26 protein-coding genes and 1 tRNA gene are annotated in these 26,486 nt (G+C 70.6%); 20 read left to right on the forward strand and 7 right to left on the reverse strand.

The window, feature by feature from the left end; genetic code table 11:
- Positions 1-109 precede the first annotated feature (109 nt).
- The 6 genes from CRP49_RS21825 (at position 110) to CRP49_RS21850 (ending at position 4,760) form a co-directional block, all read left to right on the forward strand.
- Complete coding sequence (locus CRP49_RS21825) at positions 110-550, forward strand: DUF3052 domain-containing protein (RefSeq protein WP_067314036.1); 441 nt, start codon at positions 110-112, stop codon at positions 548-550.
- Positions 551-711: 161 nt separating this feature from the next.
- Complete coding sequence (locus tag CRP49_RS21830; RefSeq protein ID WP_094218011.1) at positions 712-1,170, forward strand: peroxiredoxin; 459 nt, start codon at positions 712-714, stop codon at positions 1,168-1,170.
- Between the two features lie 140 nt (positions 1,171-1,310).
- Positions 1,311-1,886 (forward strand): calcium homeostasis/redox stress adaptation protein, encoded by a 576-nt coding sequence (locus CRP49_RS21835; protein ID WP_097254904.1) that lies wholly within the window; start codon positions 1,311-1,313, stop codon positions 1,884-1,886.
- Positions 1,887-1,991: 105 nt separating this feature from the next.
- A complete protein-coding gene (locus CRP49_RS21840; protein ID WP_097254905.1) occupies positions 1,992-2,570 on the forward strand; it encodes a TerD family protein in 579 nt (192 codons plus the stop codon).
- Positions 2,571-2,733: 163 nt separating this feature from the next.
- Positions 2,734-3,879: a DUF475 domain-containing protein gene (locus CRP49_RS21845; RefSeq protein ID WP_097254906.1), complete on the forward strand. Its 1,146-nt coding sequence runs from the start codon at positions 2,734-2,736 to the stop codon at positions 3,877-3,879.
- Between the two features lie 146 nt (positions 3,880-4,025).
- Positions 4,026-4,760, forward strand: coding sequence for a Tellurium resistance (locus CRP49_RS21850; RefSeq protein ID WP_097254907.1), 735 nt, complete (start codon positions 4,026-4,028; stop codon positions 4,758-4,760).
- 26 nt (positions 4,761-4,786) lie between these two features.
- On the opposite strand, the gene CRP49_RS21855 is transcribed toward CRP49_RS21850, so the two are convergent.
- Positions 4,787-5,584 carry a TerD family protein gene (locus CRP49_RS21855; protein ID WP_097254908.1) on the reverse strand — a complete coding sequence of 266 codons (798 nt, stop codon included), beginning with the start codon at positions 5,582-5,584 and terminating at the stop codon, positions 4,787-4,789.
- A gap of 175 nt (positions 5,585-5,759) precedes the next feature.
- On the opposite strand from CRP49_RS21855, the gene CRP49_RS21860 reads away from it, so the two are divergent.
- The 3 genes from CRP49_RS21860 to CRP49_RS21870 are packed head-to-tail and all read left to right on the forward strand — an operon-like array spanning position 5,760 to position 10,208.
- Positions 5,760-6,926, forward strand: a complete 1,167-nt coding sequence (locus CRP49_RS21860) for an HpcH/HpaI aldolase/citrate lyase family protein (protein ID WP_097254909.1) — start codon at positions 5,760-5,762, stop codon at positions 6,924-6,926.
- 22 nt (positions 6,927-6,948) lie between these two features.
- The gene (locus tag CRP49_RS21865; RefSeq protein ID WP_097254910.1) at positions 6,949-9,396 is read left to right on the forward strand and encodes a phosphoribosyltransferase; all 2,448 of its coding nucleotides are present in this window, start codon (positions 6,949-6,951) and stop codon (positions 9,394-9,396) included.
- Positions 9,396-10,208 (forward strand): HAD family hydrolase, encoded by an 813-nt coding sequence (locus CRP49_RS21870; RefSeq protein WP_097254911.1) that lies wholly within the window; start codon positions 9,396-9,398, stop codon positions 10,206-10,208. Before CRP49_RS21865 ends, CRP49_RS21870 begins: the two co-directional genes overlap by 1 nt.
- Positions 10,209-10,213: 5 nt before the next feature.
- Here CRP49_RS21870 and CRP49_RS21875 read toward each other — a convergent pair whose 3' ends face one another.
- A complete protein-coding gene (locus CRP49_RS21875) occupies positions 10,214-10,435 on the reverse strand; it encodes a zinc ribbon domain-containing protein (RefSeq protein ID WP_097257481.1) in 222 nt (73 codons plus the stop codon).
- Between the two features lie 360 nt (positions 10,436-10,795).
- On the opposite strand from CRP49_RS21875, the gene CRP49_RS21880 reads away from it, so the two are divergent.
- The 3 genes from CRP49_RS21880 to CRP49_RS21890 all read left to right on the forward strand — a co-directional run bounded on the left by CRP49_RS21880 (position 10,796) and on the right by CRP49_RS21890 (position 15,517).
- Complete coding sequence (locus CRP49_RS21880) at positions 10,796-12,898, forward strand: transglycosylase domain-containing protein (protein ID WP_097257482.1); 2,103 nt, start codon at positions 10,796-10,798, stop codon at positions 12,896-12,898.
- A gap of 51 nt (positions 12,899-12,949) precedes the next feature.
- On the forward strand, positions 12,950-14,230 hold the full coding sequence (locus tag CRP49_RS21885) for a hypothetical protein (RefSeq protein ID WP_097254912.1): 1,281 nt from the start codon (positions 12,950-12,952) through the stop codon (positions 14,228-14,230).
- Between the two features lie 108 nt (positions 14,231-14,338).
- The gene (locus CRP49_RS21890; protein ID WP_179851704.1) at positions 14,339-15,517 is read left to right on the forward strand and encodes an amidase domain-containing protein; all 1,179 of its coding nucleotides are present in this window, start codon (positions 14,339-14,341) and stop codon (positions 15,515-15,517) included.
- Here CRP49_RS21890 and CRP49_RS21895 read toward each other — a convergent pair.
- Complete coding sequence (locus CRP49_RS21895; protein WP_097254913.1) at positions 15,505-16,053, reverse strand: DUF4383 domain-containing protein; 549 nt, start codon at positions 16,051-16,053, stop codon at positions 15,505-15,507. The two genes, CRP49_RS21890 and CRP49_RS21895, sit on opposite strands and share 13 nt — an antisense overlap.
- 77 nt (positions 16,054-16,130) lie before the next feature.
- Positions 16,131-17,507, reverse strand: coding sequence for a hypothetical protein (locus CRP49_RS21900; RefSeq protein ID WP_097254914.1), 1,377 nt, complete (start codon positions 17,505-17,507; stop codon positions 16,131-16,133).
- A 208-nt stretch (positions 17,508-17,715) separates the two neighbouring features.
- On the opposite strand from CRP49_RS21900, the gene CRP49_RS21905 reads away from it, so the two are divergent.
- Positions 17,716-17,790: transfer RNA gene (locus CRP49_RS21905), tRNA-Val, on the forward strand.
- 49 nt (positions 17,791-17,839) lie between these two features.
- Here CRP49_RS21905 and CRP49_RS21910 read toward each other — a convergent pair.
- Positions 17,840-18,193: a hypothetical protein gene (locus CRP49_RS21910; protein WP_097254915.1), complete on the reverse strand. Its 354-nt coding sequence runs from the start codon at positions 18,191-18,193 to the stop codon at positions 17,840-17,842.
- An 83-nt stretch (positions 18,194-18,276) separates the two neighbouring features.
- Positions 18,277-19,173 carry a ketopantoate reductase family protein gene (locus tag CRP49_RS21915; RefSeq protein WP_097254916.1) on the reverse strand — a complete coding sequence of 299 codons (897 nt, stop codon included), beginning with the start codon at positions 19,171-19,173 and terminating at the stop codon, positions 18,277-18,279.
- 93 nt (positions 19,174-19,266) lie between these two features.
- On the opposite strand from CRP49_RS21915, the gene CRP49_RS21920 reads away from it, so the two are divergent.
- From CRP49_RS21920 to CRP49_RS21945, 6 genes are all read left to right on the forward strand, one after another.
- Positions 19,267-19,500 carry a DUF2277 domain-containing protein gene (locus CRP49_RS21920; protein WP_097254917.1) on the forward strand — a complete coding sequence of 78 codons (234 nt, stop codon included), beginning with the start codon at positions 19,267-19,269 and terminating at the stop codon, positions 19,498-19,500.
- Between the two features lie 107 nt (positions 19,501-19,607).
- Positions 19,608-20,558, forward strand: coding sequence for a MerR family transcriptional regulator (locus tag CRP49_RS21925; RefSeq protein WP_097254918.1), 951 nt, complete (start codon positions 19,608-19,610; stop codon positions 20,556-20,558).
- Between the two features lie 29 nt (positions 20,559-20,587).
- The gene (locus CRP49_RS21930; protein ID WP_097254919.1) at positions 20,588-21,166 is read left to right on the forward strand and encodes a GNAT family N-acetyltransferase; all 579 of its coding nucleotides are present in this window, start codon (positions 20,588-20,590) and stop codon (positions 21,164-21,166) included.
- A 145-nt stretch (positions 21,167-21,311) separates the two neighbouring features.
- Positions 21,312-23,234: an FAD/NAD(P)-binding domain-containing protein gene (locus CRP49_RS21935; protein ID WP_097254920.1), complete on the forward strand. Its 1,923-nt coding sequence runs from the start codon at positions 21,312-21,314 to the stop codon at positions 23,232-23,234.
- A 122-nt stretch (positions 23,235-23,356) separates the two neighbouring features.
- Positions 23,357-23,812 carry a DoxX family protein gene (locus CRP49_RS21940; RefSeq protein WP_097254921.1) on the forward strand — a complete coding sequence of 152 codons (456 nt, stop codon included), beginning with the start codon at positions 23,357-23,359 and terminating at the stop codon, positions 23,810-23,812.
- A gap of 226 nt (positions 23,813-24,038) precedes the next feature.
- Positions 24,039-24,644: a DedA family protein gene (locus tag CRP49_RS21945; protein WP_179851705.1), complete on the forward strand. Its 606-nt coding sequence runs from the start codon at positions 24,039-24,041 to the stop codon at positions 24,642-24,644.
- A gap of 102 nt (positions 24,645-24,746) precedes the next feature.
- On the opposite strand, the gene CRP49_RS21950 is transcribed toward CRP49_RS21945, so the two are convergent.
- Positions 24,747-25,391, reverse strand: coding sequence for an HNH endonuclease family protein (locus CRP49_RS21950; protein WP_097254923.1), 645 nt, complete (start codon positions 25,389-25,391; stop codon positions 24,747-24,749).
- Between the two features lie 377 nt (positions 25,392-25,768).
- On the opposite strand from CRP49_RS21950, the gene CRP49_RS21955 reads away from it, so the two are divergent.
- Positions 25,769-26,350: a TMEM165/GDT1 family protein gene (locus tag CRP49_RS21955; protein ID WP_097254924.1), complete on the forward strand. Its 582-nt coding sequence runs from the start codon at positions 25,769-25,771 to the stop codon at positions 26,348-26,350.
- The last annotated feature ends 136 nt before the right edge of the window (positions 26,351-26,486 follow it).

A 26,486-nucleotide genomic window follows, 5' to 3' on the forward strand; every position in this document is an offset into this window, starting at 1 on the left:
TGAACGGCCGGGTACTTGCGCGATCCGTCCCGCCCGTGTGGACTACGGCCAATGCTTCGCGCACGCGCGTGGCTGAGATATTCACCAAGACATGATCAGGAGGCAACCCGTGAGCGCGACCGCGGACCACGCGGAGGAGCGGACTAACCCTGCCGCCAGGCTGGGTTTCCAGCCCGGGCAGGTGGTCCAGGAGATCGGCTACGACGACGATGTCGATCAGGAGCTCCGCGAGGCCATCGAGGAAGCCATCGAGAGCGACCTCATGGACGAGGACTACGACGACGTGGCCGACGCCGTCGTGCTGTGGTTCCGTGACGAGGACGGCGACCTGACCGATGTACTCGTCGACGCCACCACGTACATCGAAGAGGGCGGCGCCATCCTGCTGCTCACGCCGAAGACCGGCCGTACGGGGTACGTGGAGCCGAGCGACATCTCGGAAGCCGCGACGACCGCCGGTCTGACCGCGTCCAAGAGCGTCAGCGTCGGCAAGGACTGGAGCGGCTCGCGTCTGGCGACGCCGAAGGCCGCGAAGTCCGGCAAGAAGTAGCCCGGCAGGAAGCAAACCGCCCCGCCCCCGGGGCGTCGGACGGGCCGGGAGCACCCGGCCCGTCCGAAAGTCCGCGCTGAACCCGCGGTGATCGCTGCGTAGGGTGGTTCCGAGCGTCGCTGTGCGCTCACCCGATCAGCCCACCGAAGGGATGCACGACGATGGCGATCCAGGTCGGCGACAAGGCGCCCGACTTCGAGCTCAAGGACAACCACGGCCGCACCGTGAAGCTCTCCGACTTCCGCGGCGAGAAGAACGTGGTGGTGCTCTTCTACCCCTTCGCCTTCACCGGCGTGTGCACCGGCGAGCTGTGCGAGCTGCGCGACAACCTGCCGAAGTTCTCGGACCGCGACACCCAGCTGCTCGCCGTCTCCAACGACTCCATCCACACCCTGCGCGTCTTCGCCGAGCAGGAGGGCCTGGAGTACCCGCTGCTCAGCGACTTCTGGCCGCATGGCAACGTCTCGCGTGCCTACGGCGTCTTCGACGAGGACAAGGGCTGCGCCGTCCGCGGCACCTTCATCATCGACAAGGAGGGCGTCGTGCGGTGGACCGTGGTCAACGGCCTGCCGGACGCGCGCGACCTGAACGAGTACGTGAAGGCGCTCGACACCCTGTGATCCGGCCTCGGGGCCGACACCTGTGATTGCTCGGGTCCAGGGTCTGCGGGGGGCGGGAACCCGTCACTAGGATCTGCACGTTGATCCCATATCCGAAGCACGACGGGGCTCCCCGCCCCTGGACACCACATGGAGGACTCGTGGGAGTCAGCCTCAGCAAGGGCGGCAACGTATCGCTGACGAAGGAGGCCCCCGGCCTGACCGCCGTCATCGTCGGTCTGGGGTGGGACGTGCGCACCACGACCGGCACGGACTTCGACCTCGACGCCAGCGCGCTGCTGCTGAACACCTCCGGCAAGGTCGCTAGCGACCAGCACTTCGTCTTCTTCAACAACCTCAAGAGCCCCGACGGCTCGGTCGAGCACACCGGTGACAACATCACCGGTGAGGGCGAGGGCGACGACGAACAGATCAAGGTCAACCTGGCCGGCGTCCCGGCCGACGTCGAGAAGATCGTCTTCCCGGTGTCGATCTACGACGCCGAGAACCGCCAGCAGTCCTTCGGCCAGGTCCGCAACGCGTTCATCCGCGTCGTCAACCAGGCCAACGAGGCGGAGATCGCCCGGTACGACCTGAGCGAGGACGCGTCCACCGAAACCGCCATGGTCTTCGGCGAGCTGTACCGGCACGGCGCGGAGTGGAAGTTCCGCGCCATCGGTCAGGGCTATGCCTCCGGCCTGCGCGGCATCGCCCAGGACTTCGGCGTCAACGTCTGATCCCGGCAGGGTTCCGACACCCCTACCGTCCGGCGCCGCACCGTTTACGGTCGGCGCCGGACGCGCAGGACAACAGGGAAGCACCACTAGGGGAGGACCAGCATCATGGGCGTCACGCTCGCCAAGGGAGGCAATGTCTCCCTCTCCAAGGCCGCACCGAACCTCACCAACGTCATGATCGGGCTCGGCTGGGACGCGCGCTCCACCACCGGCGCCCCCTTCGACCTGGACGCCAGCGCCCTGCTGTGCGGCGCCGGGAACCGGGTGCTGGGCGACGAGTGGTTCGTGTTCTACAACCAGCTCACGAGCCCCGACGGCTCGGTCGAGCACACCGGTGACAACCTCACCGGTGAGGGCGAGGGCGACGACGAATCGATCCTGGTGGACCTGACCAAGGTCCCGCTCCAGTGCGAGAAGATCATCTTCCCCGTCTCGATCCACCAGGCCGACGAGCGCGGCCAGACCTTCGGCCAGGTCTCCAACGCCTTCATCCGCGTGGTCAACCAGGCCGACGCCCAGGAGCTGGCCCGCTACGACCTCAGCGAGGATGCCTCCACCGAGACCGCCATGATCTTCGGCGAGCTGTACCGCTACCAGGGCGAATGGAAGTTCCGCGCGGTGGGCCAGGGGTACGCGTCCGGGCTGCGGGGCATCGCCCTGGATTTCGGGGTCAACGTCTCGTAAGACCGCACGGGCCTTCGGACCCACCCCTCGGGACCTGTGGCTTTTCCGTGTACGTCGCCCTGGCGGGGACCGCGGACAGGGCGCCCCTCTAGACTCGTGGTCAACGTTTAGCAAAGCTGAGTACGGCGCGGGGGAGACCCGTACCAACACGATGGGGTAGCCAGTGCTTCTGAAAACCTTCGGCTGGTCGTTCGCGGTCACCGCGATCGGTCTGGTCGCTGCGGTCTTCTACGGGGGGTGGGAGGCCTTCGGCATCGTGGCGATCCTCTCCGTCCTCGAGATCTCGCTGTCGTTCGACAACGCGGTGGTCAACGCCGGAATCCTGAAGAAGATGAACGCCTTCTGGCAGAAGATCTTCCTCACGGTCGGCGTCCTCATCGCGGTCTTCGGCATGCGCCTGGTCTTCCCCGTCGTCATCGTCGCGATCAGCGCCAAGATGGGCCCGATCGAGGCCGTCGACCTCGCCCTCAACAACAAGGACCGCTACCAGGAACTGGTCACCGACGCCCACCCGGCGATCGCTGCCTTCGGTGGCATGTTCCTGCTGATGATCTTCCTCGACTTCATCTTCGAGGACCGGGACATCCAGTGGCTGCGCTGGATCGAGCGGCCCCTGGCCAAGCTCGGCAAGGTCGACATGCTGTCGGTCTGCATCTCCCTGATCGTCCTGCTCATCACCTCCTTCACCTTCGCCACCCACGCCCACCAGCACGGCGGCGCCCATGCCGACAAGGCGCAGACGGTCCTGATCGCCGGTATCGCCGGCCTGATCACGTACATGATCGTCGGTGGTCTCTCCGGCTACTTCGAGGACAAGCTGGAGGAAGAGGAGGAGCGCGAGCACGAGGAGGAGGAAGAGGCCGCGCGCAGCGGGAAGAAACGTTCGCCGGTGGTCCTGGCCGGACAGGCCGCGTTCTTCATGTTCCTCTACCTCGAGGTCCTGGACGCCTCCTTCTCCTTCGACGGTGTGATCGGCGCCTTCGCCATCACCAACGACATCGTCCTGATGGCGCTGGGCCTCGGCATCGGCGCGATGTACGTCCGTTCGCTGACGGTCTACCTGGTCCGCCAGGGCACCCTCGACGACTACGTCTACCTGGAGCACGGCGCCCACTACGCGATCGGCGCCCTGGCCGTGCTCCTCATGGTCACCATCCAGTACGAGATCAACGAGGTCATCACCGGTCTCGTCGGCGTCGTCCTGATCGCCTGGTCCTTCTGGTCCTCCGTCCGCCGCAACCGCGCGCTGGCGGCCGCGGAGGGGGAAGCGGGCTCGGACGAGAAGGCCGAGATCCCGTCCGGCGTCTGACGTCCGGCAAGCCCTGAGCGCCCCCTACGGGCAAGATCAGGGACGGGACGGGGTGTGGCATCCCGTCCGGTGAGGAACGCTCTGTTCGGGGCGGCCGACGTGGTCGGCCGCCCCGACGGCGTTGGGACGAGTACGTGGGGGCGGGAATGGGGTTCTTCGACGGGCTGCGGGGCGGCCGGGCCGAGTTCGACTCGGGCAGCGCCGCGAGCAACGCGATCGAGCTGACCAGGCGGCACCACCAGGTGTCACTGACCAAGCAGGACGCGGCCACCGGGCATCTGCGCATCAACCTGACCTGGCGGATGCGGACCTCCGACTTCGACAGCAACCAGCGCACGAGTCTCTTCCGGCACCCCTTCAAGGCGCTCAAGCCGCCGGAGGTGCTCGGACACGGGCAGAGCATGGTCAATGTCGACCTCGACCTGGGCTGTCTGTACGAGCTGGCCGACGGCACCAAGGGGGTCGTCCAGCCGCTCGGCGGCTACCTCGGCGATGTCAACGCACCGCCGTACATCAAGCTCAGCGGGGACGACCGCTTCGGGTCGGCGTCCGGCGAGACGATGTACGTCAACCTGGACCACCGGGACGCGATCAAGAGGCTGCTGGTCTTCGTGTACATCTACGACCAGACGCCGGCGTTCGACCGTACGCACGCGATCGTCACTCTTTACCCGAGCAATGGCCCTCGTATCGAGATAGGCCTGGACGAGCGGCATCCCCAGGCTCGGTCATGTGCGGTTGTGATGATCGAGAACGTGAAGGGGGAGCTGGTCGTCCGACGCGAGGTGAAGTTCGTGTACGGGTTCCAGGGCGAGCTGGACCGGTTGTACGGGTGGGGGCTGACCTGGGGGCGGGGATACAAGACGAAGGTGGAGAAGTAGTCCCCGCGCCCCTGGGCGGGCTGCCCTCAGCGCCCGATGAATTGGGGCCCTTGGGGCGGCAGCTGGAAGTTCGGGTCCGGAGCCGTCAGGGCCGGCTGGGGCTGGGGATAGCCGTAGGCGGGCTGGCCGGCCGGCTGGGGATAGCCGTACGCCGGCTGCTGGGGTGACGTGGGCTGCGGGTATCCGTAGGCCGGCTGGGCGGGGACCGACGTCGGCTGCTCGGGGGGCAGGGGCTGGGACGTGGTCTCGGGCAGGGGGTGGCGCGGTTCCTCCTCCGGCTCCGACTCGTCGACCGAGATGCCGAAGTCCGTGGCCAGACCCTTCAGGCCGTTCGAGTAGCCCTCGCCCAGCGCGCGGAACTTCCAGCCCTCCCCGCGCCGGTACAGCTCGCCGCAGATCATGGCGGTCTCCGCGCCCGTCTCCGGCTTGATCTCGAAGTGGGCCAGCGGCTCACCGTCGGTGACGGCGGCGTCGTACAGCAGGATGCACAGGGCCGGGACGCGGTCGAAGGACACCCCGTCCGCGGAGGCGACCACCAGGATGCGGCCGACGCCGGGCTCGACCCCGGAGAGGTCTGACTGGATCGTGTCCGTCAGGCCCTCGGTGATCCGCTTCTTGCCCAGCCGCCAGACCTTGCCCGAGGGATGCCGGGGCTGGTTGTAGAAGACGAAGTCCTCGTCGGAGCGCACACGGCCGTCGGTGCCCAGCAGCAGCGCCGAGGCGTCCACGTCCGGGACCCCCTGCCCGGGCGTCCAGCGCAACACGGCGCGCACCGTGGTGGCTTCGAGCGGGACGTTCGACCCCTTCAGCATCGCGTGCGTCATGCCGTCATCCTGCCTTCTCGGTCCTGGCCACGACAATGCGGGGGGTGTTGTCGCCGACACGGGCGAGTTACCGGAAATTCATGCCCGAGGGGAACCTTCGACATGGATCCCTACGTACTATTACCGGCCACCCTTTACCGAATCCACAAGCTCGGCTTGCGCACTGAGGAGTGCTATGCGTCATTTCGGGCACATCGCCCCCGAGGTGCGGCAGCGCCTCTTCCACCAGGAGCCGTGCGAGTTCACCGTCGACTCCTCGGCCCGGCTGCTCTCCGCGGCCCTGGGCGCCACGCTGTACAGCCCGGCAACCCGGCCGCGGCTCGCCGACGACATCGTCAAGCAGGCCGGCAATGGCGTGGTCTCGATGGTGCTGTGCCTGGAGGACTCGATCGACGACGCGGACGTCGTGGCCGGCGAGGAGAACCTCGTCCGGCAGTTCGCCGACCTCGACTCCCGCGCGGGGGTGGAACCGCCCCTGCTCTTCATCCGGGTGCGCGTCCCCGAGCAGATCCCCGACCTCGTACGGCGCCTGGGCGACTCCGCGCGGCTGCTGTCCGGGTTCGTCATGCCGAAGTTCACCGAGGAGCGCGGCATCCCGTTCCTGGAGGCCCTCACCGCCGCCGAGGCCGAGAGCGGGCGCCGGCTGTTCGCCATGCCCGTCCTGGAGTCGCCCGAGCTGCTGTACCGCGAGTCCCGCGTGGACACCCTGGAGGGCATCGCCCGCGCGGTCGACAAGTTCCGCGACCGCGTGCTGGCCCTGCGCCTCGGCGTCACCGACTTCTGCTCCTCCTACGGCCTGCGCCGGGCCCCCGACATGACCGCCTACGACGTCCAGATCGTCGCCTCCGTGATCGCCGACGTGGTCAACATGCTGGGCCGTGCCGACGGCACCGGGTTCACCGTGACCGGGCCCGTCTGGGAGTACTTCCGGGTCCCCGAGCGCATGTTCAAGCCGCAGCTGCGGCAGAGCCCCTTCCTGGAGGTACAGGCCGTCGAGCTGCGCGAGAAGCTCATCGAGCACGCCATGGACGGCCTGCTGCGGGAGATCTCCCTCGACCAGGCCAACGGCCTGCTCGGCAAGACCTGCATCCACCCCTCCCACGTCCTGCCCGTGCACGCACTGTCCGTGGTCAGCCATGAGGAGTTCAGTGACGCCCAGGACATTCTGCGGCCGGAACGCGGTGGCGGGGGTGTACTCCGGTCGGCCTACACGAACAAGATGAATGAAGTGAAACCGCACCGCGCCTGGGCCGAGCGGACCCTGCTGCGAGCCGAGGTCTTCGGCGTCGCGGGCGAGGACGTCGGCTTCGTCGAGCTGCTCGCCGCCGGGATACCCGGCTGACCCGCATCAACCCAAGGAACGCATGAAGAACGCAGTGAACGACGGGGTCTGGTCCGGCACCTGGGTCGCCGAGCGGCTCGGGGTCGGACTGGAGGGCGACGACGGGCTCCAGGCCCTGCTCGGGCTGGCGCTGCGGCGCAACCCCAAGCGGGCCCACCTGCTGGTCTCCCACGTGCTCGGCAAGCACGTACCGCAGTCGCCGTCCGTGGTCTACGGCCACGGCTTCCGCCTCGGCCGCCGGGTCCGCGAGCTGCTCGGCGAGACGGAGGCCGCGTCGGCGGTCGTCCTCGGCTACGCGGAGACCGCCACCGGCCTCGGTCACTCGGTCGCCGACGGGCTGGGCCTCGCCCCGTACCTGCACTCCACGCGCCGCCCGGTGGCCGGGGTCGCCCGGGCGGGCGGCTTCGAGGAGTCCCACTCCCACGCCACGTCCCATCTGCTGCTTCCCGAGGATGCGGGGCTCCTGGCCGGAGATGGACCGCTGGTGCTGGTCGACGACGAGTTCTCCACCGGTAACACGGTGCTCAACACCATCCGTGACCTGCATGAGCGTTATCCGCGGCGGCGGTATGTGGTGGTGGCCCTGGTCGATATGCGTTCTGCTGAGGACTCCGCCCGGCTGGAACGGTTCGCCGCGGAGATCGGCGCCAGGGTGGACCTCGTCGCGGCGGCAACCGGGACCGTACGGCTGCCGGAGGGCGTGCTGGAGATGGGGCAGCAGCTGGTCGCCCAGCACGAGACGGTTCAGGAGGAGCCCGAGCCGTCATACGGCCGGATCACCCGCGTCGACCTCCACTGGCCCCCCGGCCTCCCCGACGGCGGTCGGCACGGGTTCACCCCGGCGCACCGGGCCCGGCTGGAGGCCGCGCTGCCCGCCATGGCCGCTCGGGTTGCCGAGGCGCTGCCCGCGGACGCCCGGCGGGTGCTCGTGCTGGGCTTCGAGGAGCTGATGTACGCCCCGCTGCGGATCGCCCGTGAACTGGAGCAGGTCATCTCCGCCGAGGTGCGGTTCTCCACCACCACCCGTTCGCCCGTTCTCGCGGTCGACGACCCCGGGTACGCGATACGCAGCCGCCTGGTCTTCCCCGCCCATGACGACCCGGCCGACGGCCCCGGCGAGCGATACGCCTACAACGTCGCCGGTGGTGGCTTCGACGCCGTCGTCGCCGTGGTCGACTCGGTCGCCGACACCCCGGCACTGCACGCCCCGGACGGCCTGCCGGCCCGTCTCGCCGCCCACACTCCGCACGTCCTGCTCGCGGTCGTCCCCTCGTACGCCCCCGAGCCCCTCGTCTCCCCCGAAAGGCCGGCCATGCTGCCCGAGCCCCTCCGCGGCCCCGCCTTCTCCTCGTACGCCCCGGAGGAGGTCGGCTGGCTGCTGCAGGACCTCTCGGACGTGACCCTGGAGGCGCCGACCGAGGAGCGCGAGGAGGCCATCCAGAGCGGTGGCGCCCACTACGCGGAGTCGCTGCCGGTCGAGTACCAGCCCAGCGAGCAGTACCAGGAGCTGTTCCACTCCGCCCTGGACGCCTCCGCCGCCCGGATAGCCCAGGCGGTCGGTGTCGTGACCGAGACCGTCATCGCCGAGCGGTCGCCCCGCCCGGTGCTGGTGTCCCTGGCCCGCGCGGGCACTCCGGTCGGCGTGCTGATGCGCCGCTGGGCCCGGTTCCGGCACGGCCTCGAACTTCCGCACTACGCCGTCTCGATCGTCCGCGGCCGCGGCATCGACGCCAACGCCCTGCGCTGGCTGGCGGCCCACCACGACCCCCGGGACGTCGTCTTCGTCGACGGCTGGACCGGCAAGGGTGCGATCACCCGCGAACTCACCCAGGCCATCGAGGAGTTCGAGGCCGCCGAGGGGATCACCGGCTTCGACCCGGAGATCGCGGTGCTGGCCGACCCGGGCTCCTGTGTGCGGACGTACGGCACCCGTGAGGACTTCCTCATCCCGTCCGCCTGCCTCAACTCGACCGTGTCCGGGCTGATTTCGCGTACGGTCCTGCGCGCGGACCTGGTCGGCCCGAACGACTTCCACGGCGCGAAGTTCTACCGCGAACTCGCCGGCGCCGACGTCTCGGTGGCCTTCCTCGACGCCGTCTCCGCCCGCTTCCCCGAGGTCGCCGACACCGTCGACGCGGCGGCCAAGGAGCTGATGGCCGAGGACCGCACCCCGACCTGGGAGGGCTGGCGGGCCGTCGAGCGGATCAGCGAGGAGTACGGCATCCACGACGTCAACCTGGTCAAGCCCGGCGTCGGCGAGACCACCCGGGTGCTGCTGCGCCGGGTACCGTGGAAGATCCTCGCCAAGGCGGGCGCGGGCGCCGACCTCGACCATGTGCGGCTGCTCGCCGAGCAGAGAGGAGTCCCGGTGGAGGAGGTCGGCGAACTGCCGTACACCTGTGTCGGACTGATCCACCCTCAGTACACCCGGGGTGCCACGGGTGCCGACGGCCGGACGGTGAACGTCTGATGCCGGTGCTGGTGGCGAGCGACCTCGACCGCACGCTGATCTACTCCTCGGCGGCCCTCGCGCTGACCATGCCGGACGCGCGGGCGCCCCGGCTGCTCTGCGTCGAGGTGCACGAGAGCAGGCCGCTGTCCTACATGACCGAGACGGCGGCCCAGCTGCTGACCGACCTCGGCGACTCGGCCGTCTTCGTGCCGACCACGACCCGCACCCGCAAGCAGTACCAGCGCATCAACCTGCCCGGCCCCCAGCCGGCGTACGCGATCTGCGCCAACGGCGGCCATCTGCTGGTCGACGGCGTCACGGACCAGGACTGGCACGCCCAGGTGCTGGCCCGGCTCGCCGACGAGTGCGCGCCGCTGGACGAGATCCGCGAGCATCTGATGGCCTCCGCCGACCCCGCCTGGGTGCGCAAGCACCGGGTCGCCGAAGACCTGTTCGCCTATCTCGTCGTCGAACGCGAGCTGCTGCCCGAGGAGTGGGTGAAGGAGCTGGCGGCGTGGGCGGAGAACCGGGGCTGGACCGTCTCGCTCCAGGGCCGCAAGATCTACGCCGTCCCCAAGCCCCTCACCAAGAGCGCGGCCGTACGCGAGGTCGCCCGCCGCACGGGCGCCCACCTCACCCTGGCCGCCGGCGACTCCCTGCTCGACGCCGACCTGCTGCTGGCCGCCGACCAGGGCTGGCGCCCGGGACATGGCGAGCTGGCCGACAGCGGCTGGAGCGCACCGGCGATCAGCGCGCTCCCCGAGCGCGGGGTGCTGGCCGGGGAACGCATCGCACGGGAGTTCCTGAGAGCGGTACGGCAGCCCACCTAGCGGAGCTACCCGCAGCAGCCCCCACCACAGCAACCGCCCCCGCCCCCGCCCGCCCGGGGTGCCGGGGCGGGCGCGGCGGACGAGCCGCCCACCGCCACCGTCGACAGCAGCTTGACCGTGTCGTCGTGCCCCGCAGGGCACGACGCCGGGGCGGCGGACTCCGCCATCGGACGGCTCAGTTCGAAGGTGTCACCGCAGGTACGGCAGCGGTACTCGTAGCGAGGCATGCGCACAGGCTAACCGGAGTGGCGCTTGTCACAACACTTCAAAGTTTTATGAGTGTTCGCTTCTGCCCGAAACTTGTGCGGAGATTTTGAAAAGATCGCTGATAACTTAGCTGAGCCGCGAGGGCCGTAAGACCGGGGGAAAGAGCGGGTTCACCGCGCCGCGATGACCACGCGGCCGTGTCCACCTGCTGTGTCTGAACCACGCGCGCAAGGACCAGTGCGAGGGGAGACGCAGCCTTGGCCGAGTCATGGCAGCGATCGGATGGCCGCGGGGGAAACGACCGGCCCGGGGAGCGGCAGCCACAGGAGGCGGACGCCACCCTGCATCTGAAGGTCGACGCCCTCCGCGCCGACGTCACCATGCAACTGCGTGTGCCCCCGCCGCCGGAACCTTCCGCCACCGGTGGCCGCGCACAACGGCGGCGCAGCGCCCGCCGATCGGTGCGCGCCCGCCTCACCGCCGCCGCCGGCTCCGCCCTCGCCCGACTGCGAGCCGCCGCGGGCCCCCGGCTCGCGCCGCTCGCGCCGTACGCCCGTCGCCTCAGACCGCGCTACCCGCGCCCCGGCCGCAGCGGCTGGCGCCGCTGGATACCCTCCTGGCGCCAGTGGGTGGGCGGCGTGCTGTCGGGCTTCGTCGTGCTCAGCCTGTCGCTGTTCGTCGCCTACGAGTTGACGGACGTTCCGAAGAACCTCAACTCCTTCGCCACCCAGCAGGACAACGTCTACTTCTGGTCCGACGGGACGCCGATGGCCCGCACCGGCTGGGTGCGGCGCCAGGACATGCCGCTCAAGGACATACCCGAGCAGGTCCGTTGGGCGGTGCTCGCGGCGGAGAACGCGGACTTCTACTCCGACCCCGGCATCTCGGTCGAGGGCATCACGCGCGCCCTGTGGCGGACGGTGGGGGAGGGGGACACCGAGGGCGGCTCCACCATCACCCAGCAGTACGTCAAGAACGTCTATCTGACCCAGAACCAGACCCTCAGCCGCAAGTTCACCGAGGCGATGATCTCCCTCAAGCTCGACAACAAGATGAGCAAGGACGAGATCCTGGAGGGTTACCTCAACACCAGCTGGTTCGGCCGTGGCACCTACGGCATCCAGCGCGCCTCCCAGGCCTACTACGGCAAGGACGTCAGCCGGCTCGACGCCAGTCAGGCGGCCGTGCTCGCCTCCCTGCTGAAGGGCGCCGCGCTCTACGACCCCACCCTCAGCAAGGCCAACCACAAGCGGGCCGTCGAGCGCTGGTCCTGGATCCTGGACCGGATGGTCGACATCGGCAAACTGTCGCCGGCCCAGCGGGCCACGTACCGGACCTTCCCCGAGCCGCTCAAGTCCGGCCGCACCTACGACACCGGCAAGCAGAGCGACTACCTGGTCGAACTGGCCCAGCAGTACGCCAAGAAGGCCGCCCACATCTCCGACCGGGACTTCGACCTCGGCGGCTACCAGATCTACACGACCTTCGACCGCAAGCGGGAGACCGCGCTGACCGAGGCCGTGGCCAAGGCCCGCAAGCAGGCGCGGAAGGACCACCCCGAGCAGGCGAAGACCGCCCACTACGGCGCCGCCTCGGTCACCACCGACGGCCGGATCCTCGCCGTCTACGGCGGCCCCGACCACCGTAAGCAGGGCTACAACGAGTCCAACGCGACCACCGTGCAGGCCGGTTCGGCGTTCCTGCCGTTCGTCTACGCCGCCGGTCTGGAGCACGGGGTCAAGAAGACCCGCGGCGGACCCGCGACACCCGTCACGCCCGAGACCGTCTACGACGGCGACGACGCCGTCGCCGTCACCACGCCCGAGGGCCCCTACTGGGACCGCAACGGCAAAGTGGTCGCCGCCCACAACGACGGCGGGAAGTCCTTCGGGCGGATCACCCTGGACAAGGCCCTCGCCCGCTCGGTGAACACACCGTTCGTGCAGCTCGGCATGGACACGGGCCTGGACAACGTGAGCCGGACCGCGGTGGCGGCGGGCCTGCTCTCCTCCAGCATGGGCCCGCAGGTGCCCGCCCTGTCCCTGGGCAACTCCACGCCCAGCGCGATCCGGATGGCGAGCGGGTACGCCACCTTCGCCGCCGCCGGCGACCACACCGAGCCGTACTCGGTGCGCCGCATCACCCGCAACGGCTCCACGGTGCCCATGGCCGCCCCGCGCCCGCAACGGGCGGTCGGCGCGGACGTCGCCGAACACGTCGAGCGAGCGCTGACGGAGTCCTTCCGTACCGCCCACCCGGCCGACGCCCCCGCCGCGGCGAAGGTGTCGGGCAAGGCCGGCACCGCCGAGGACGACAGCGCCGCCTGGTACGTCGGCACCTCCGCGTCCGTGTCCACCGCCGTCGTCGTCTACCGCATCGACCTGACCAAGTCCCTGGAACCCCTGTCGCTCGACGGCGTCGCCGGCACCACCGCCGACAGCGTCCCGTACGGCGTCTGGGCGCGAGCCACGGGCCTCGGCTGACCCCCGAGGCCCCGCGCCGACCCCCCACCCCTCGCAGAATGAGCCCCCCTCATGAACAAGAAGCCGCCGACCGGCCGTCGCCGCCGGGCCAAACCACGCCGCCGTCCCGCCGGCCTCGGGATGCGGACCCTGGCCGCCCTCCTCGCCGTCGCCTCGGCGATCGCGGGCTTCCTGGTGCTCCACCGCCAGGACGGCACCACGCCCACGGCCTCCGCCAAGGACACCCCCACCTCGGCACCGAAGGCCAAGAAGCCCGAGTGGGACGGCAGGACGAAGATCCTCGGCGACGGCTCCACCTCCTACACCGGCCCCCAGGAAGGGCAGTTGAAGGCAGAGCCGCTCAAACCCGGTGAGAAGCCGCCCCAGTTCGTCGTCTTCTCCTGGGACGGCGCGCTGGAGGGCAGCGACCACCTCTTCTCGCACTACCGGGAGCTGGCCGAGGAGTACGACGCCCACATGACCTTCTTCCTCACGGGCATCTACCTGCTGCCCCAGAGCAAGAAGACCCTCTACCACGGCCCGCAGCACGCCCCCGGCGAGGCCGCGATCGACTACGCCACCGACGACCACATACGCACCACCCTGGACCAGCTCCGCCAGGCCTACGACCAGGGCAACGAGATCGGCACCCACTTCAACGGCCACTTCTGCGACAAGAAGGGCGGCGACGACTGGAGCGTCGAGGAGTGGAAGAGCGAGATCGACCAGTTCTACGGCCTCGTGGAGCACTGGAAGACCCACACCGGCTTCAAGGACGTTCCGGCACTGCCCTTCGACTTCAGGAAGGAGGTCACCGGCGGCCGCGCGCCCTGTCTGGAGGGCCAGAAGAACCTGCTGAAGGCCGCCAAGGGCTACGGCTGGCGCTACGACGCCAGTTCCACCGGCGACTTCCAGATCTGGCCGGCGAAGAAGAACGGCATGTGGAACTTCCCGCTCCAGCTGCTCCCGTACGAGGGCGGCAAGTACCAGGGCCTGTCGATGGACTTCAACTTCCTCGCCAACCAGTCCGACGGCGAGACCCACGGCAACCCCGCCGACTACCCGCAGTGGGAGAAGCAGACCGTCGACACCTACCTGGCCGGCTTCGACCGCGTGTACTACGGCAGCCGTGCCCCGCTGTTCATCGGCAACCACTTCGAGGAGTGGAACGGCGGCATCTACATGAAGGCCATCGACCAGGTGGTCAAGAAGGTGTGCACCAAGAAGGGCGTCAAGTGCGTCTCCTTCAAGGAACTGGCCGACTGGCTCGACGTACAGAAGCCGGCGACCCTGCAGCGGCTGCGCGCCCTCGACCCGGCCCAGGCGCCCGACTGGTCCTCGGTGGTCAAGTGACGTATGTGCGCCGCGAGTTCCACTTGTGCAACCCCCTTCACAACGTGCACACACGTCATGCGAAGATGCCCTCGCCCGGCCGGTGTGCCGGTGTAGAGGGGAACATCATTGAAATCCAGAAAACTGAGCCGTAAGGGGCGCCGCGCCGGCATAGTCACGGTGGCGGCCGCCTCGGTCGTCGCCGGAGTGGCCCTGGTGCCCAACTGGAGCGCGGGCGCGGCGGTCATCGACGACCCGACGGTGGACGCCGCGACCAAGGCGACCTTCCAGCGGCTGGCCGACGCGGTCTTCACCGACCGCACGGACGCCCTGGTGGACCGGGGCGACCAGCACCGGGCCAAGCCGCTGGCCGCCGCCTTCTCCGGCGACGTCAAGCTGTCCGCCGGGCAGTCGCGCGAGGAGAACTCCGCGCTGACCGAACTGCGCGGCCGCCAGTCCCGCCTCGCGAAGCTGGGCGAGAAGTACAGCAAGGCCAGCACCCGTGTCACGCTGGACGCGACGCGGGTGACCGGCCGCCAGGCCAAGGCCGACGTCACCGAGACCACGACGCTGACCTACGCGAAGGCCACGGGCACCGAGCCGAGGACCACCGGCTTCCAGGCCCACCACGAGCTGACCTTCAAGGCCGACCAGCAGGGCAACTGGCAGCTGGCGAGCGTCCGTGACACGGACGGCGGCTACCTCGCGGTGAACCAGGTCGCCCAGCCGACCTCGGTGAAGGCCAGCCCGGCCGACGACAGCCCGCCCGTGGCGCCCCGCGCGGCCACCAGCTGGCCCGCTCCGGCCAAGCGGAAGAACATCACCACCGGCGCGTACAACTACAAGGCGATGGTGACGTACGCGACCAAGTACTGGAAGAACTACAACCCGGCCTACCCGGACTACAACGGGCAGGGCGCCGGCGGCGACTGCACCAACTTCGTCAGCCAGTCCCTGAAGGCGGGCGGCTGGAAGCACGTACCCGGCTACACGTACGACTTCCACAAGTGGTTCGGCAACGCCGACATCCAGTCGGACTCGTTCGTCGGCGTCAACGAGTTCTCCTGGTTCGCCCTGTCCTCCAAGCGCGTCACCAGCCTCGCCAACGTCTACCAGATGGACATCGGCGACGTGCTGCAGATGGACTTCAACAAGGACGGGTCCAAGGACCACTCCATGATCGTCACGTACCGCAGCCCGCAGGGCGTGCCGTACGTGACGTACCACTCCAACAACACGTACAACCGGTCGGTGGCGAGCCTCGTCGCGTCGTACCCCAACGCGGCTTACTACGCCTACCGCACCTGATCCCCGCCCTCAACGGCCCGCTGCTCCGGCTGCACCGCGTCGGGGTGGCGGGCCCGCCAGTACGGGTTGTCGTGCGGCAGGGTGGAGCCGACCCTGCCGTACATCCCGAACACCATGAGCAGCACACCGACCACGAAGCTGAACAGGACGTTCTGGATCTTGAAGGCCAGGAAGTTCTGCGAGGTGTCCAGCAGGCCCAGGTTCAGGAAGCCGCTGAGGATGAACAGGATCCCGAGGGTCATGTTCAGCGTCGACGCGAAGTTTCCGCCGATCACCATGCCGACGAAGAGCAGCAGCCCGACACACACGGACAGGACACTGAGCGTGCCGTTGGTGTTCAGACCCATGGCGGTGTTCCCGCCGGTGTCGAAGAAGCCGATGTTGTTGGTCAGGCCGAGGATGCCGAAGGCGAGCAGAAACAGGCCCATCAGGCCCGCACCGATCCGGTAGACCATGTTCAGACGGTGGTCGACCGGAAGATGATCGTCGATCCGGATCCGATGCCGCGTCTCCCGGTGCACTGAATGTGTGGCCATATCCGCCTCCTTCGTGTGCCAGCGGTGGCCATACGTACGTCCCAATATCCGCCCGCCACGCCTGGACGGCAAACGGCTCAGTGGGCGCCCCCGCGCTCCTCCCGTATCTGCCCCACCACCCGGGCCACCGTCTGCCGCACGGCCTCCGTCTCGGTCAGGAAGTGCCAGTAGTCGGGGTGCCGGCCCTCCAGCGTGCCGATCGCCCGCTCCAGCCGGGCCACCGCGTCGTCCAGCGGCCGGGCGTGCCGCGGATCCGGGGTCGTACGGCCGGTCATGGCCAGCCGCTGGGCGTCCCGGATCGCGAACCGGGTCCGCTCGATCTCCTGCTGCGGATCCTTCTGCACGGCGTTCAGCCGGGTCAGCCGGTCACCGGCGGCCGACACGGCCTCGTCGGTGGTGTTCAGCAGCGCCCGTACCGTCGACAGCAGCGAGGTGGCGTCCGGCCAGCGCTGGGCGTCCCGGGCGGCCCGGGCCTCGCGCAGCTTCAGCTCGGCCTGCCGCACGTTCTCCTGGGCCTGCGCGGGCACCTGCTGCAGATCCTGCCAGCACGCGGCCGCGAACCGCCGCCGCAGCTCGCTCAGCACCGGGTCCACCTGCCCCGCCCGGGTGGTCAGCGCTTGCGCCCGGGTGCGCAGGCTCACCAGGCGGTGGTCGATCTCGGCCGCCTTCTCGGGCAGCCGCTCCGCCTCGGCCCGGATCGCCGCGGCCTCCCGCTGCACCCGCTCGGCCCGCTCCAGCGTCGGCGCGACCCCGTGCTGACCGGCGCCCTGGTTCAGCTTGGTCAGCTCGGGCGACAGCACGGCGAGCCGCGCGGCCAGGTCGTCGGCCCTGAGGCCCTGCTCCCGTACGGCGTCCAGCGCGTTGCTCGCGCCCAGCAGCGCCTGCCGGGCGCGCTCCACGGCCGGGGCGAGCCGGGCCAGCTGGGTCTCGGCCTTGCCGAGCAGCGGCCCGAGCGAGCTGCCGAAACGGTCCAGCTCCTGTTTGACCCGGAGCAGTTCGTCCTTGGCCGCGTTCAGCTCGCCGCGCGCCCGGGCGGCCGTCGCTGCCTCCAGGTCGTCCCGGTCCAGGTCGTGGGCGTCCACGGCCTGGATGTAGTGCTGACTGACCTCGTCGATCCGCCCGCCCAGCGCCGCGAAGTCGGCCACCGCGCGCCGGGCGGCGGGGGAGTCGTCGACGGCCGAGATGGTCTCGATGGAGATCCGGAGGTCCCGCTGGGCGGTGTCGAGTTCGTAGAACGCGGCCGCCGCGGCGTCCTTCGCGGCCTGCGCCTGGGCCCGCTGGCTCTCCGCGCGCCCGCCGAACCAGCGCCGGGTGCCGCCGCCGGCGAACGCGGCGGGCAGCGCGAGCGCGGCGAGCAGCGGCAGGCTCATCAGGGTGAGGGTGTCCCGCAGAACCGAGGGGACGGCCGCCGGCGGGTACGACCGCTTCGCTGGCGTGCCCGGTGTCGCCGTCACATCCCTCTCCCGTGCTGTTGTTCGCCCTGGGTGGTGTCATTCTCCCACCCGTTGAAGACGAACACACGGGTCGGTCAGTTCGCCGTGGGCACCGTCACTTTCCCGTCCGAGGAGGTGAGAGGACCGTGATCCCGCGATACGGGTTTGCCGTGCACTGCCCCCGGCAAGGTAGGCTGTCGACTCGTCCTGGGCGTATGGCCTGGGGATCGGGTGCGTAGCTCAGGGGTAGAGCGCCTGCCTTACAAGCAGGATGTCGGCGGTTCGAAACCGTCCGCGCCCACCAGCACGAGCGAGAAGCCCCCCGACCGGTCCCGGTCGGGGGGCTTCTCGCTTCACTCCTTGTCCGGGGTGTCCTCGGCGGCCTCTTCGTGGGCGTGCTTCAGCTTCGTGCGGGCCTCGACCCGCTCCGCCCCCGCGACCTCGGACCAGAACCGGTGGCCGCTGACGAACACCGCCAGCTCGTGCTCGCGGCGCCGCAGCTTCTCCACCTCGGCCTGCTCGTCCGCCGTCCAGCCGGGGGAGGCGGGCCGCTCCACCTTGCGCCAGCCGTTGTCGTCGCTGAAGCCGTCCATCGGCTCGACCGACCAGGGCAGCCGCTTGAGCAGGGCCGACAGCTCGGCCCGGACCTGATGCAGCTCCTCCTGACCGGCGAGGAGGTCACTGGGGAATTCATAGGTCGTAGCCACGCGGCAATGCTACGCCTGTTCGATTTTGGGTGGCGAGTTCGGTTGTGAGGTTCACGCGAACGGGTAGTGCCCGCGCCGCCGGCTCAGTGGCCGGCGGCGCGCAGCTCCCGTACCAGGCGGGTCGTCACCGGCACCGGTACGCCGTGCCGGTCCGCCGCGCGCAGCAACGCCCCGCCGATGGCGTCGAGTTCGAGCGGGCGGCCCGCCTCGGCGTCGCGTTGCATGGAGGACTTGGTGGCGGCCGGGAAGGCGTCGTACCGGGCCAGGGCCTGGGCCGGGTCCGTGGGGGCGCCGCAGGCGCGGCTGACCGCGGTGGTCTCGGCGACCAGGGCCTCCAGTTCCTCGCGGTGGCGGGTGCGGATCTCGCCGAGGGGGAGGCCGTAGCGGGTGGTGAGCAGGGCGAAGGGGGCCAGGAAGGACATCTTCGACCAGAGGGCGGTCGTCTCGTCCTCCAGTACGCGCGTGGTCACGCCCGCGGTGGAGAGGACGGCGGCCAGGGCGTCGAGGCGGGGGCGGGGGGTCGTGTCCCCCGTCAGGTCCATCTCGATGAAGCCGCTGCCGTGTTCGATCATGCCCGGGGTCAGGCGGGTGGACTCCACGCGGATCACCGCGGGGGCCACGTGGTCGGGGCGGTAGCGGGTGCGCAGGGCCGCGGGGTGTTCGACGCCGTTCAGGAGCGGTACGACGAGGGCGTCGCCGAGGGCGGCGGGCGGGACGCGGGTGAGGGCGGCGTCCAGCGAGGTGTGCTTGACGGCGATCAGGCAGGCGTCCACCGGCTCGCGCAACTCCGTGTCCGCCTCGACGGGTGCCGTGAAGTCGCCGAAGTGGCGGCTGCGGACCTGGATGCCGGTGCCGCGCAGGGTCTCGGCGGTGGCTTCCCGGGCCAGGCAGATGACGCGGTGGCCGGAGCGGGACAGGAGGGCGGCGAGGAGGCCGCCGGTACCGCCCGGGCCCAGGATCGCCACGGTGTGCTTCGTCATGAGGATGTTCCTCTCGTCGGTCGGCCCCGGGGTTCGGTGGCCGCCTTCGCCGGGATCTTCGCAGGGGCGCGATCCGTGCGTGAGACTGGGGGCATGTGCCGGAGTATCAAGACGCTGCGTCCGCCCGTACTGCCCGGTGAGGCCACCGAGGACGACATCCACGCCGCCGCGCTGCAGTACGTACGCAAGGTCTCGGGGTTCCGGGCGCCCGCCGCCCACAACCGCGAGGTGTTCGAACGAGCCGTACAGGCCGTGGCGGAGGCCACGGCGGAGCTGCTGGGAGATCTGGAGGTGCGGGGGCAGTCCGTGCGAGGGGCGGCGGGGTAGGGGCCCGCGTCTCGAGATGCCGGAGCCGCGGCCGGTCGGCGCTCTGGTCGGTCGTGCCATGGCCGGGCGCTTGAGTCTCCCGCCGGGGGAGACCCGAAGGTGGGGTCATGGACGACGGCACCCTTTACTCGATCGGTGAGCTGGCCCGGCGTACCGGGCTGACGGTCAAGACGATCCGGCTCTACTCCGATCGCGGCCTGGTGCCGCCGGCCGACCGCACGCCCGCCGGTTACCGCCGCTACGGCCCGGACGCCGTCGCCCGTCTCGCCCTCGTACGGACCCTGCGCGAGCTGGGGCTCGGCCTCGACACGATCCGCCGTGTCCTGGACCGGGACCTCCCGCTCGGCCGGGTCGCCGCGGAGCACGCCGCTGCCCTGGACGCGCAGATCGGCATCCTGCGGCTGCGACGGGCGGTGCTGGTCGCGGCGGCCGGGCGCGAGGCCACCTTCGAGGAGATGGAACGCATGCATCAGCTCGCCACCCTGTCCGAGGCCGAACGCCGGCGCCTGATCGACGACTTCCTCGGCACCGTCTTCGGCGGCCCGGTGGATCGTACGGGCCCTGCCGCGGCCGCCCGGCGGTCGCTGACCCCCGAGCTGCCAGAGCGGCCCACGGAGGAGCAGGTCACGGCGTGGGTGGAGTTGGCGGAACTGTCCCTGGACCCGGACTTCCGGGCCCGGATGCGGGGGCTGGTCGAGGAACATGCGGGCGCGCGGCCCGACGGCGCCGCCGTGCCGCCGCGGCCGGGCGCCGTCGCCGTCACCCGTGATGTCGTGGCGGCGGCCGTGTCCTCGGGGGTCGAACCGGGGTCGCCGCAGGCCCAGCCCGTCGTCGCCCGGCTCACCGCGGCCTGCGCGGTCGCCGTCGGCCGGCCCGACGACACCGAGCTGCGCGCCTGGCTGGTGCGTCACCTGGCCACGGCGAACGATCCCCGCCGGGACCGGTACGCCCGACTCCTCGCCCTGATCAACGGCTGGCCCGCACCGGATTCGCTGACTCCGGTGATTGACTGGGCCGTTGAGGCGCTGGGCAACACGGGAACGGCAACGGCCCGGTGACGGGGCCGTCGAGCGACCGAAGGGACCGCATGCCCACGGCACGGCTGGAAGTGGCCGCCACCCCCACGGGCCCCGCTCTCCTGCTGAGGCCGTGGTGCCCGGCGGACGCGGCCGCCCTGGTCGAGGCGTACCGCGACGACGCCCTGCGCCGCTGGACCAGCGGGGTGGTGGAGGGCGAGGCGGGCGCGGCCCGGTGGATTCGGGAGCAGGCGCGCGGGTGGGAGGAGCGGCGCCGGTTCTCCTTCGCCGTCGTGGAGTCCGGTCCCGGGCCGGAACGGGTGCTGGGGCACGCGGTCCTGAAGTTCGCCGAGGCCCCGGGCGACTCCGCCGAGGTCGGCTACTGGACGGCGGCCCCCGCGCGCGGCCGGGGAGTGGCACCGCGCGCGCTGGACGCGTTGAGCGACTGGGCCTTCGCGGCCTTCGGCGGTGACGGGCTGACCCGCCTCGAACTGCTCCACCAGGCGGACAACGCGGCCTCGTGCCGGGTCGCGCGGAAGTGCGGCTACGAGTTGACCGGGCTGTTGCCGGCGGCGCCGCCCGCCTACCCCCGAGACGGGCATGTGCACGTGCGGGAGAACGGCCGGTCGCGCGAGGCCGTCGCGCCCTGAGTGTGCGCCCATGACCGTAATGACGGACAACTCGGGCCCGGAAAAGGGGTCCTGAACCGGGCGGGCCCAGGGGTCTCCCCGCTCGGCGAGTCGTGGACAGGCATGATGAGGCGGACCGTCCGCTTCCTGTGGGCGGTCTGCTGCCATGCGCCCCACACGCCCGGGAGTCACGCCGTTGTCTGCACCGATCCAGGAATCCCCCACGGTCTCCGTCGCCCTGGTCGGGGCCGGACCCCGTGGAACCAGCGTCCTGGAGCGCCTCTGCGCCTCCGCACCGGAACTCCTTCCGCCGGGCGTCCGGCTGGCGGTCCACGTGATCGACCCGGCGCCGCCCGGCCCGGGCCGGGTCTGGCGGACCGCGCAGTCGGCCGAGCTGCTGATGAACACCGTGGCGAGCCAGGTGACGCTGTTCACCGACGCCAGCGTGGACTGCTCGGGCCCGATCCGCCCGGGCCCCAGCCTGCACGAGTGGGCGGACGGCGAGCTGGGCCCGGACGAGTACCCCACCCGCGCCCACTACGGCCGCTATCTGGAGTGGGTGTTCGCGCGGACCGTCCGCACCGCCCCGCGCGCGGTGCGCGTCGAGACCCATCGGGCCCGCGCCGTACGACTGGACGACGGCCCCGACGGCGGCCAGGTGCTCACCCTCGACGACGGCCGGGTGCTGTCCGGCCTGGCCGCGGTGGTGCTGGCCCAGGGACACCTGCCGGCGGCCGCGGACGAGGAGCAGCGGCGGGCGGCGGGATACGCCGAGCGGCACGGCCTGCGCCACATACCCCCCGCCAATCCGGCCGACGTCGACCTCTCCCCGCTCGCGCCCGGCGAACCGGTGCTGCTGCGCGGCCTGGGCCTCAACTTCTTCGACCACATGGCCCTGTTGACCACCGGCCGGGGCGGCCGCTTCGTCCGCGGTGCCGACGGCGTCCTGCGCTACCGGCCCTCCGGGCGGGAGCCGCGTCTGTACGCGGGTTCGCGGCGCGGGGTGCCGTACCAGGCGCGCGGCGACAACGCCAAGGGCCCGTACGGCCGTCACCTCCCGCTGGTGCTCACCCCCGAGGTGATCGCGGGCTTCCGCAAGCGCGCCGACTCCGGTGAGGCGCCCGACTTCCTCGCGGAGATATGGCCGTTGGTCGCGAAGGAGGTGGAGACGGTCTACTACGGCGCGCTGACCGGCAGGCCCGACTTCGCCGACCGCTTCCTCGCCGTGCCGCACGGCGATCCCCGCGAGGCCGCGCTGCTGGCGGAGTTCGGGGTCGGCGCCGAGGACCGCTGGAGCTGGGAGCGGATCTCCAGGCCGTACGGGGACCGGGAGTTCGCGGATGCCGGGCAGTGGCGGACGTGGCTGCTGGGGTATCTGCGGGAGGACGCGGCGCAGGCCGCCCTGGGCAACGTACGCGGTCCGCTGAAGGCCGCGCTGGACGTGCTGCGGGACCTGCGCAACGAGATACGCCTGGTGGTGGACCACGGCGGCCTGACCGGCGACTCCCGGCGTGCGCACCTGGACCGCTGGTACACCCCGCTCAACGCCTTCCTGTCCATCGGCCCGCCCCGGCGCCGGATCGAGGAACTGGCGGCCCTGGTCGAGGCGGGTGTGGTCGATGTGCTGGGTCCGGGTCTCAAGGTGCGGGCCGAGCAGGGGGCGTGGGTGGCGCACTCGCCGGACGTGCCGGGGACGGCGGTGCGTGTGACCACCCTCATAGAGGCGCGTCTTCCGGAACCCGATCTACGGCGGACGGCGGACGAATTGCTCGCGGGACTGCTGGCGAGCGGCGGCTGCCGGCCGCACACGGTGGACGGTTACGAAACCGGAGGGCTGGATGTAACACAGCGGCCCTATCGTCTGATCGATCGTCAAGAACGCGTCCACGCAAGGCGGTTCGCGTTCGGTGTGCCGACCGAGGGTGTGCACTGGGTGACCGCCGCGGGTGCCCGTCCAGGAGTGGATTCGGTCACGCTTTCGGACGCCGACGCGGTGGCGCGAGCCGTCCTACGTGCGGCTGTGGCCGATGCGGAACCGCAAGCGGAAGCGGAACCATGGCCAAATGTTGAACTTGCAAGCATCGATTAGGTCCGCCTAACCTGGGTCCCTCATTCGGTACCGCCGCCCCCACGACCGGCCTGGCACCGCTTTGTCCGGCAACGCCGGACGGCCTGGCCGGCCCCACCGACACCGAAGAGGAGCAACCCCCCATGTCCGCACGCCTCAACTCCGCTCAGCCGTACGTCATCGGCTTCTTCCGCATCGTCATCGGCCTGCTGTTCGCCGTGCACGGCGCCGCCTCGCTCTTCGGCGTCCTCGGCGGCGCCGCCGGCACCAACGGCGGCACGATCCCGTCCGGCACCTGGCCCGGCTGGTACGCGGCCGTGATCCAGCTGGTCGCCGGCGGCCTGGTCCTGCTCGGCCTCGGTACCCGCGGCGCCGCGCTGATCGCCTCCGGCTCGATGGCGTACGCGTACTTCGACGTCCACCAGCAGGCCGCCCTGTGGCCGATCCAGAACGGCGGCGAGCTGTCGGCCCTGTTCAGCTGGACGTTCTTCCTGCTGGTCTTCACCGGCTCCGGCGCCTTCGGCCTGGACCGGCTCCTCGCCCGGCGTACGGCGGCGACGCAGCAGCCGGCCGCGGAGCAGGCCCCGATAGCGGCCTGACCGCCCCGCCCGCCGACGGCGTCCTTCCCCTGCTGCGTGGGGAGGGGCGCCGTCGCGCATGAGCACCTGTGTGAACACGTCGCGCATGAGCGGGTGCGTGAACAGGTCGTGCACGAGCACCTGCGTGAACGCGCTGTGTCGATCACACGTGCCCCCCGCGAACCTCCTGTCACACCCCCGGCGTACGCTGTATGGCTGTCATCGGGGGAGCAATGGGGGAGTTGTCGTGTGGGAGAGCGTGGGGTCACTGGCCGCCGGCCCATGGATCTACGTCATGGTGGCCCTGTCGGTACTGCTCGACGTGTTCGTGCCGGTGCTGCCGAGCGGAGTGCTCGTCATCACGGCGGCCACGGCAGCGGCGGCGGGTTCGGGCGCGGCGGCGAGCGGCCACGACGTGCCGGACATCCTCGCCCTGATCCTCTCCGCCGCGACCGCCTCGGTCCTCGGCGATCTGGTGGCCTACCGGCTGGCCTGGCGCGGCGGTGAGCGCCTGGACCGCGCGATCGCCCGGTCCCGCCGTCTGACCGCCGCGCAGGAACGTCTCGGCGAGGCCCTGTCCCGGGGCGGCGGCGCCCTGGTCGTCCTGGCCCGCTTCGCCCCCGCCGGCCGCTCCATCGTCTCGTTCTGCGCCGGCGCCGCCCATCGCCGCGCCCGCGACTTCGTCCCCTGGTCCGCCCTGGCCGGCCTGTCCTGGGCCGCCTACAGCGTCGCCCTCGGCTACTACGGCGCCCGCTGGCTCGGCGCCACCTGGCTGGCCACGGGTGTGTCGGTGGCGGCACTGTTCGGGGCGGGGGCCGCGGCCGGCTTCCTGGTGCGGCGGCGGCCGGCGTAGCCGTCCGGACAGGGGACCGCCCTCCGCGACGGTCCGCCCGCGGGCGGTGGTCGAGGAGGGCGGAGGGCGGCGGCGATCAGCGGCTCACGAGGTGGGCGGCGATCAGCAGCTCGCCAGGTAGTTCGTCAGCGCGGTCTTCTCCGCGGAGTCGACCGAGAGGTCGTAGTAGTACTTCACCTGGACCCAGGCGCGAACGTAGGTGCAGCGGTAGGACGTGACCGAGGGCATCCAGGTGGCCGGGTCCTGGTCGCCCTTGGCCTGGTTCACGTTGTCGGTGACGGCGATGAGCTGCGGGCGGGTCAGGTCGTTGGCGAAGGCCTGGCGCTGGGAGGTGGTCCACTGGCTGGCGCCGGAGTCCCAGGCCTCGGCGAGCGGGACGAGGTGGTCGATGTCCAGGTCGGAGGCGGCGGTCCAGGTGGCGCCGTCGTACGGGGAGTACCAGGAGCCGCTGGTGGCCGCGCAGGAGGAGTCGGTGACGACGTTCGAGCCGTCCCGCTTGAGGACCGTCTCGCGGGTGTTGCAGCTGCCGCTGATGGTGATCCAGTGCGGGAAGAGGGAGCGGCTGTAACCGGTGCGGTCCTCGGTGGCCACGGTCAGCTGGGAGAGGTAGCTGCGGGCGGTGGCGGCGCTGACCGGGGTCGGGAGGGCGGCGGAGGCGCTCGGGGAGTTGAACAGGGCGGCAGAGGCTATGAGTCCGGTAAGGACGCCGAGTATGCTCAGCCGTCGACGCGCGTAGAACTTCGGCATGCGAACTCCCTGGTGGGGTGGGGGTGTTGGGCGCGAGCGAGGGAATGCTCGCGGTGCCGTGTTGCCGGAAGGTGAGCGCTCGGTAAGAACTTAGTGACGTGTTCATGACACGACAAGCTCCAGGGCGGAACTTTCGCGTCGCGTACTATGGGATGCGCAGAAGGGGAGTAGCTCTTCGCCGGACCGTCGACATACTGCTCAGCCAGCCTGAGCCGGCGCCCGGAGGCGGGTCCTTCCAGGACCGCCCAGCGAGACCTTCGGCAAGCAGTGCACGCCCGTGCCCCACGGCACGGGCGCCGAGTGTGCTGCCATGCCGAGGTGTCTCATGTGAGGTTCAGCACTCTCGGTGGGGCAGCCCCCCGACCGATTGAGGGATCTTGATCAGCATCACCGTGACGGCGCTCGTCTTCGGCGTCATCTTCCTTGCCGAACTGCCGGACAAGACCGCGCTCGCCGGCCTCGTCCTCGGCACCCGCTACCGCGCCTCGTACGTCTTCGCGGGCGTCGCCGCCGCCTTCCTCCTGCATGTCGTCCTCGCCGTCGCGGCCGGCAGTGTGCTGACCCTGCTGCCGCAGCAGATCGTGCACGCGATCACCGGTGTCCTCTTCCTCGGTGGTGCCGCGGTGCTGCTGATGAAGAAGGACGAGGACGAGGAGGAGATCCGCAAGCCGGCCGACCAGTCCTTCTGGAAGGTCGCGGGTACGGGCTTCATGCTCATCCTCGTCGCCGAGTTCGGTGACCTCACGCAGATCATGACCGCGAACCTCGCGGCCCGTTACGACGACCCGATCTCCGTCGGTCTGGGTGCGGTGCTCGGTCTGTGGGCGGTGGCCGGGCTGGGCATCGTCGGCGGAAAGGCACTGATGAAGCGGGTGCCGCTGCGGCTGATCACGCAGATCGCGGCGCTGCTGATGCTGGGGCTGGGTGCGTGGAGCCTGTACGAGGCTGTGGCGGGCTGAGCTGAACGGTCGGTGAACCCTTGCCGGAGGCGGTGGCGGGAGCGGGCCGGGTTTTGTACCGTGGAGGAACAAAGTGGCTCCCGCCCGTTTTCCCTGACCGGCGGGCGGGGCCGCCTTGTCCCGTTCTCCCCTTTTG

The sequence above is a fragment of the Streptomyces sp. Ag109_G2-15 genome (genome assembly GCF_900215565.1).
Taxonomy (GTDB): domain Bacteria; phylum Actinomycetota; class Actinomycetes; order Streptomycetales; family Streptomycetaceae; genus Streptomyces; species Streptomyces diastatochromogenes.

Excerpts from the sequence above, each read along its gene's own strand:
- CRP49_RS21830 (WP_094218011.1), top strand. The coding sequence starts at position 712 with ATGGCGATCCAGGTCGGCGACAAGGCGCCCGACTTCGAGCTCAAGGAC.
- CRP49_RS21840 (WP_097254905.1), top strand. The coding sequence starts at position 1,992 with ATGGGCGTCACGCTCGCCAAGGGAGGCAATGTCTCCCTCTCCAAGGCC.
- CRP49_RS21850 (WP_097254907.1), top strand. The coding sequence starts at position 4,026 with ATGGGGTTCTTCGACGGGCTGCGGGGCGGCCGGGCCGAGTTCGACTCG.
- CRP49_RS21855 (WP_097254908.1), bottom strand. The coding sequence starts at position 5,584 with ATGACGCACGCGATGCTGAAGGGGTCGAACGTCCCGCTCGAAGCCACC.
- CRP49_RS21860 (WP_097254909.1), top strand. The coding sequence starts at position 5,760 with ATGCGTCATTTCGGGCACATCGCCCCCGAGGTGCGGCAGCGCCTCTTC.
- CRP49_RS21865 (WP_097254910.1), top strand. The coding sequence starts at position 6,949 with ATGAAGAACGCAGTGAACGACGGGGTCTGGTCCGGCACCTGGGTCGCC.
- CRP49_RS21870 (WP_097254911.1), top strand. The coding sequence starts at position 9,396 with ATGCCGGTGCTGGTGGCGAGCGACCTCGACCGCACGCTGATCTACTCC.
- CRP49_RS21875 (WP_097257481.1), bottom strand. The coding sequence starts at position 10,435 with ATGCCTCGCTACGAGTACCGCTGCCGTACCTGCGGTGACACCTTCGAA.
- CRP49_RS21880 (WP_097257482.1), top strand. The coding sequence starts at position 10,796 with ATGCAACTGCGTGTGCCCCCGCCGCCGGAACCTTCCGCCACCGGTGGC.
- CRP49_RS21885 (WP_097254912.1), top strand. The coding sequence starts at position 12,950 with ATGAACAAGAAGCCGCCGACCGGCCGTCGCCGCCGGGCCAAACCACGC.
- CRP49_RS21895 (WP_097254913.1), bottom strand. The coding sequence starts at position 16,053 with ATGGCCACACATTCAGTGCACCGGGAGACGCGGCATCGGATCCGGATC.
- CRP49_RS21915 (WP_097254916.1), bottom strand. The coding sequence starts at position 19,173 with ATGACGAAGCACACCGTGGCGATCCTGGGCCCGGGCGGTACCGGCGGC.
- CRP49_RS21920 (WP_097254917.1), top strand. The coding sequence starts at position 19,267 with ATGTGCCGGAGTATCAAGACGCTGCGTCCGCCCGTACTGCCCGGTGAG.
- CRP49_RS21925 (WP_097254918.1), top strand. The coding sequence starts at position 19,608 with ATGGACGACGGCACCCTTTACTCGATCGGTGAGCTGGCCCGGCGTACC.
- CRP49_RS21930 (WP_097254919.1), top strand. The coding sequence starts at position 20,588 with ATGCCCACGGCACGGCTGGAAGTGGCCGCCACCCCCACGGGCCCCGCT.
- CRP49_RS21935 (WP_097254920.1), top strand. The coding sequence starts at position 21,312 with ATGCGCCCCACACGCCCGGGAGTCACGCCGTTGTCTGCACCGATCCAG.
- CRP49_RS21940 (WP_097254921.1), top strand. The coding sequence starts at position 23,357 with ATGTCCGCACGCCTCAACTCCGCTCAGCCGTACGTCATCGGCTTCTTC.
- CRP49_RS21950 (WP_097254923.1), bottom strand. The coding sequence starts at position 25,391 with ATGCCGAAGTTCTACGCGCGTCGACGGCTGAGCATACTCGGCGTCCTT.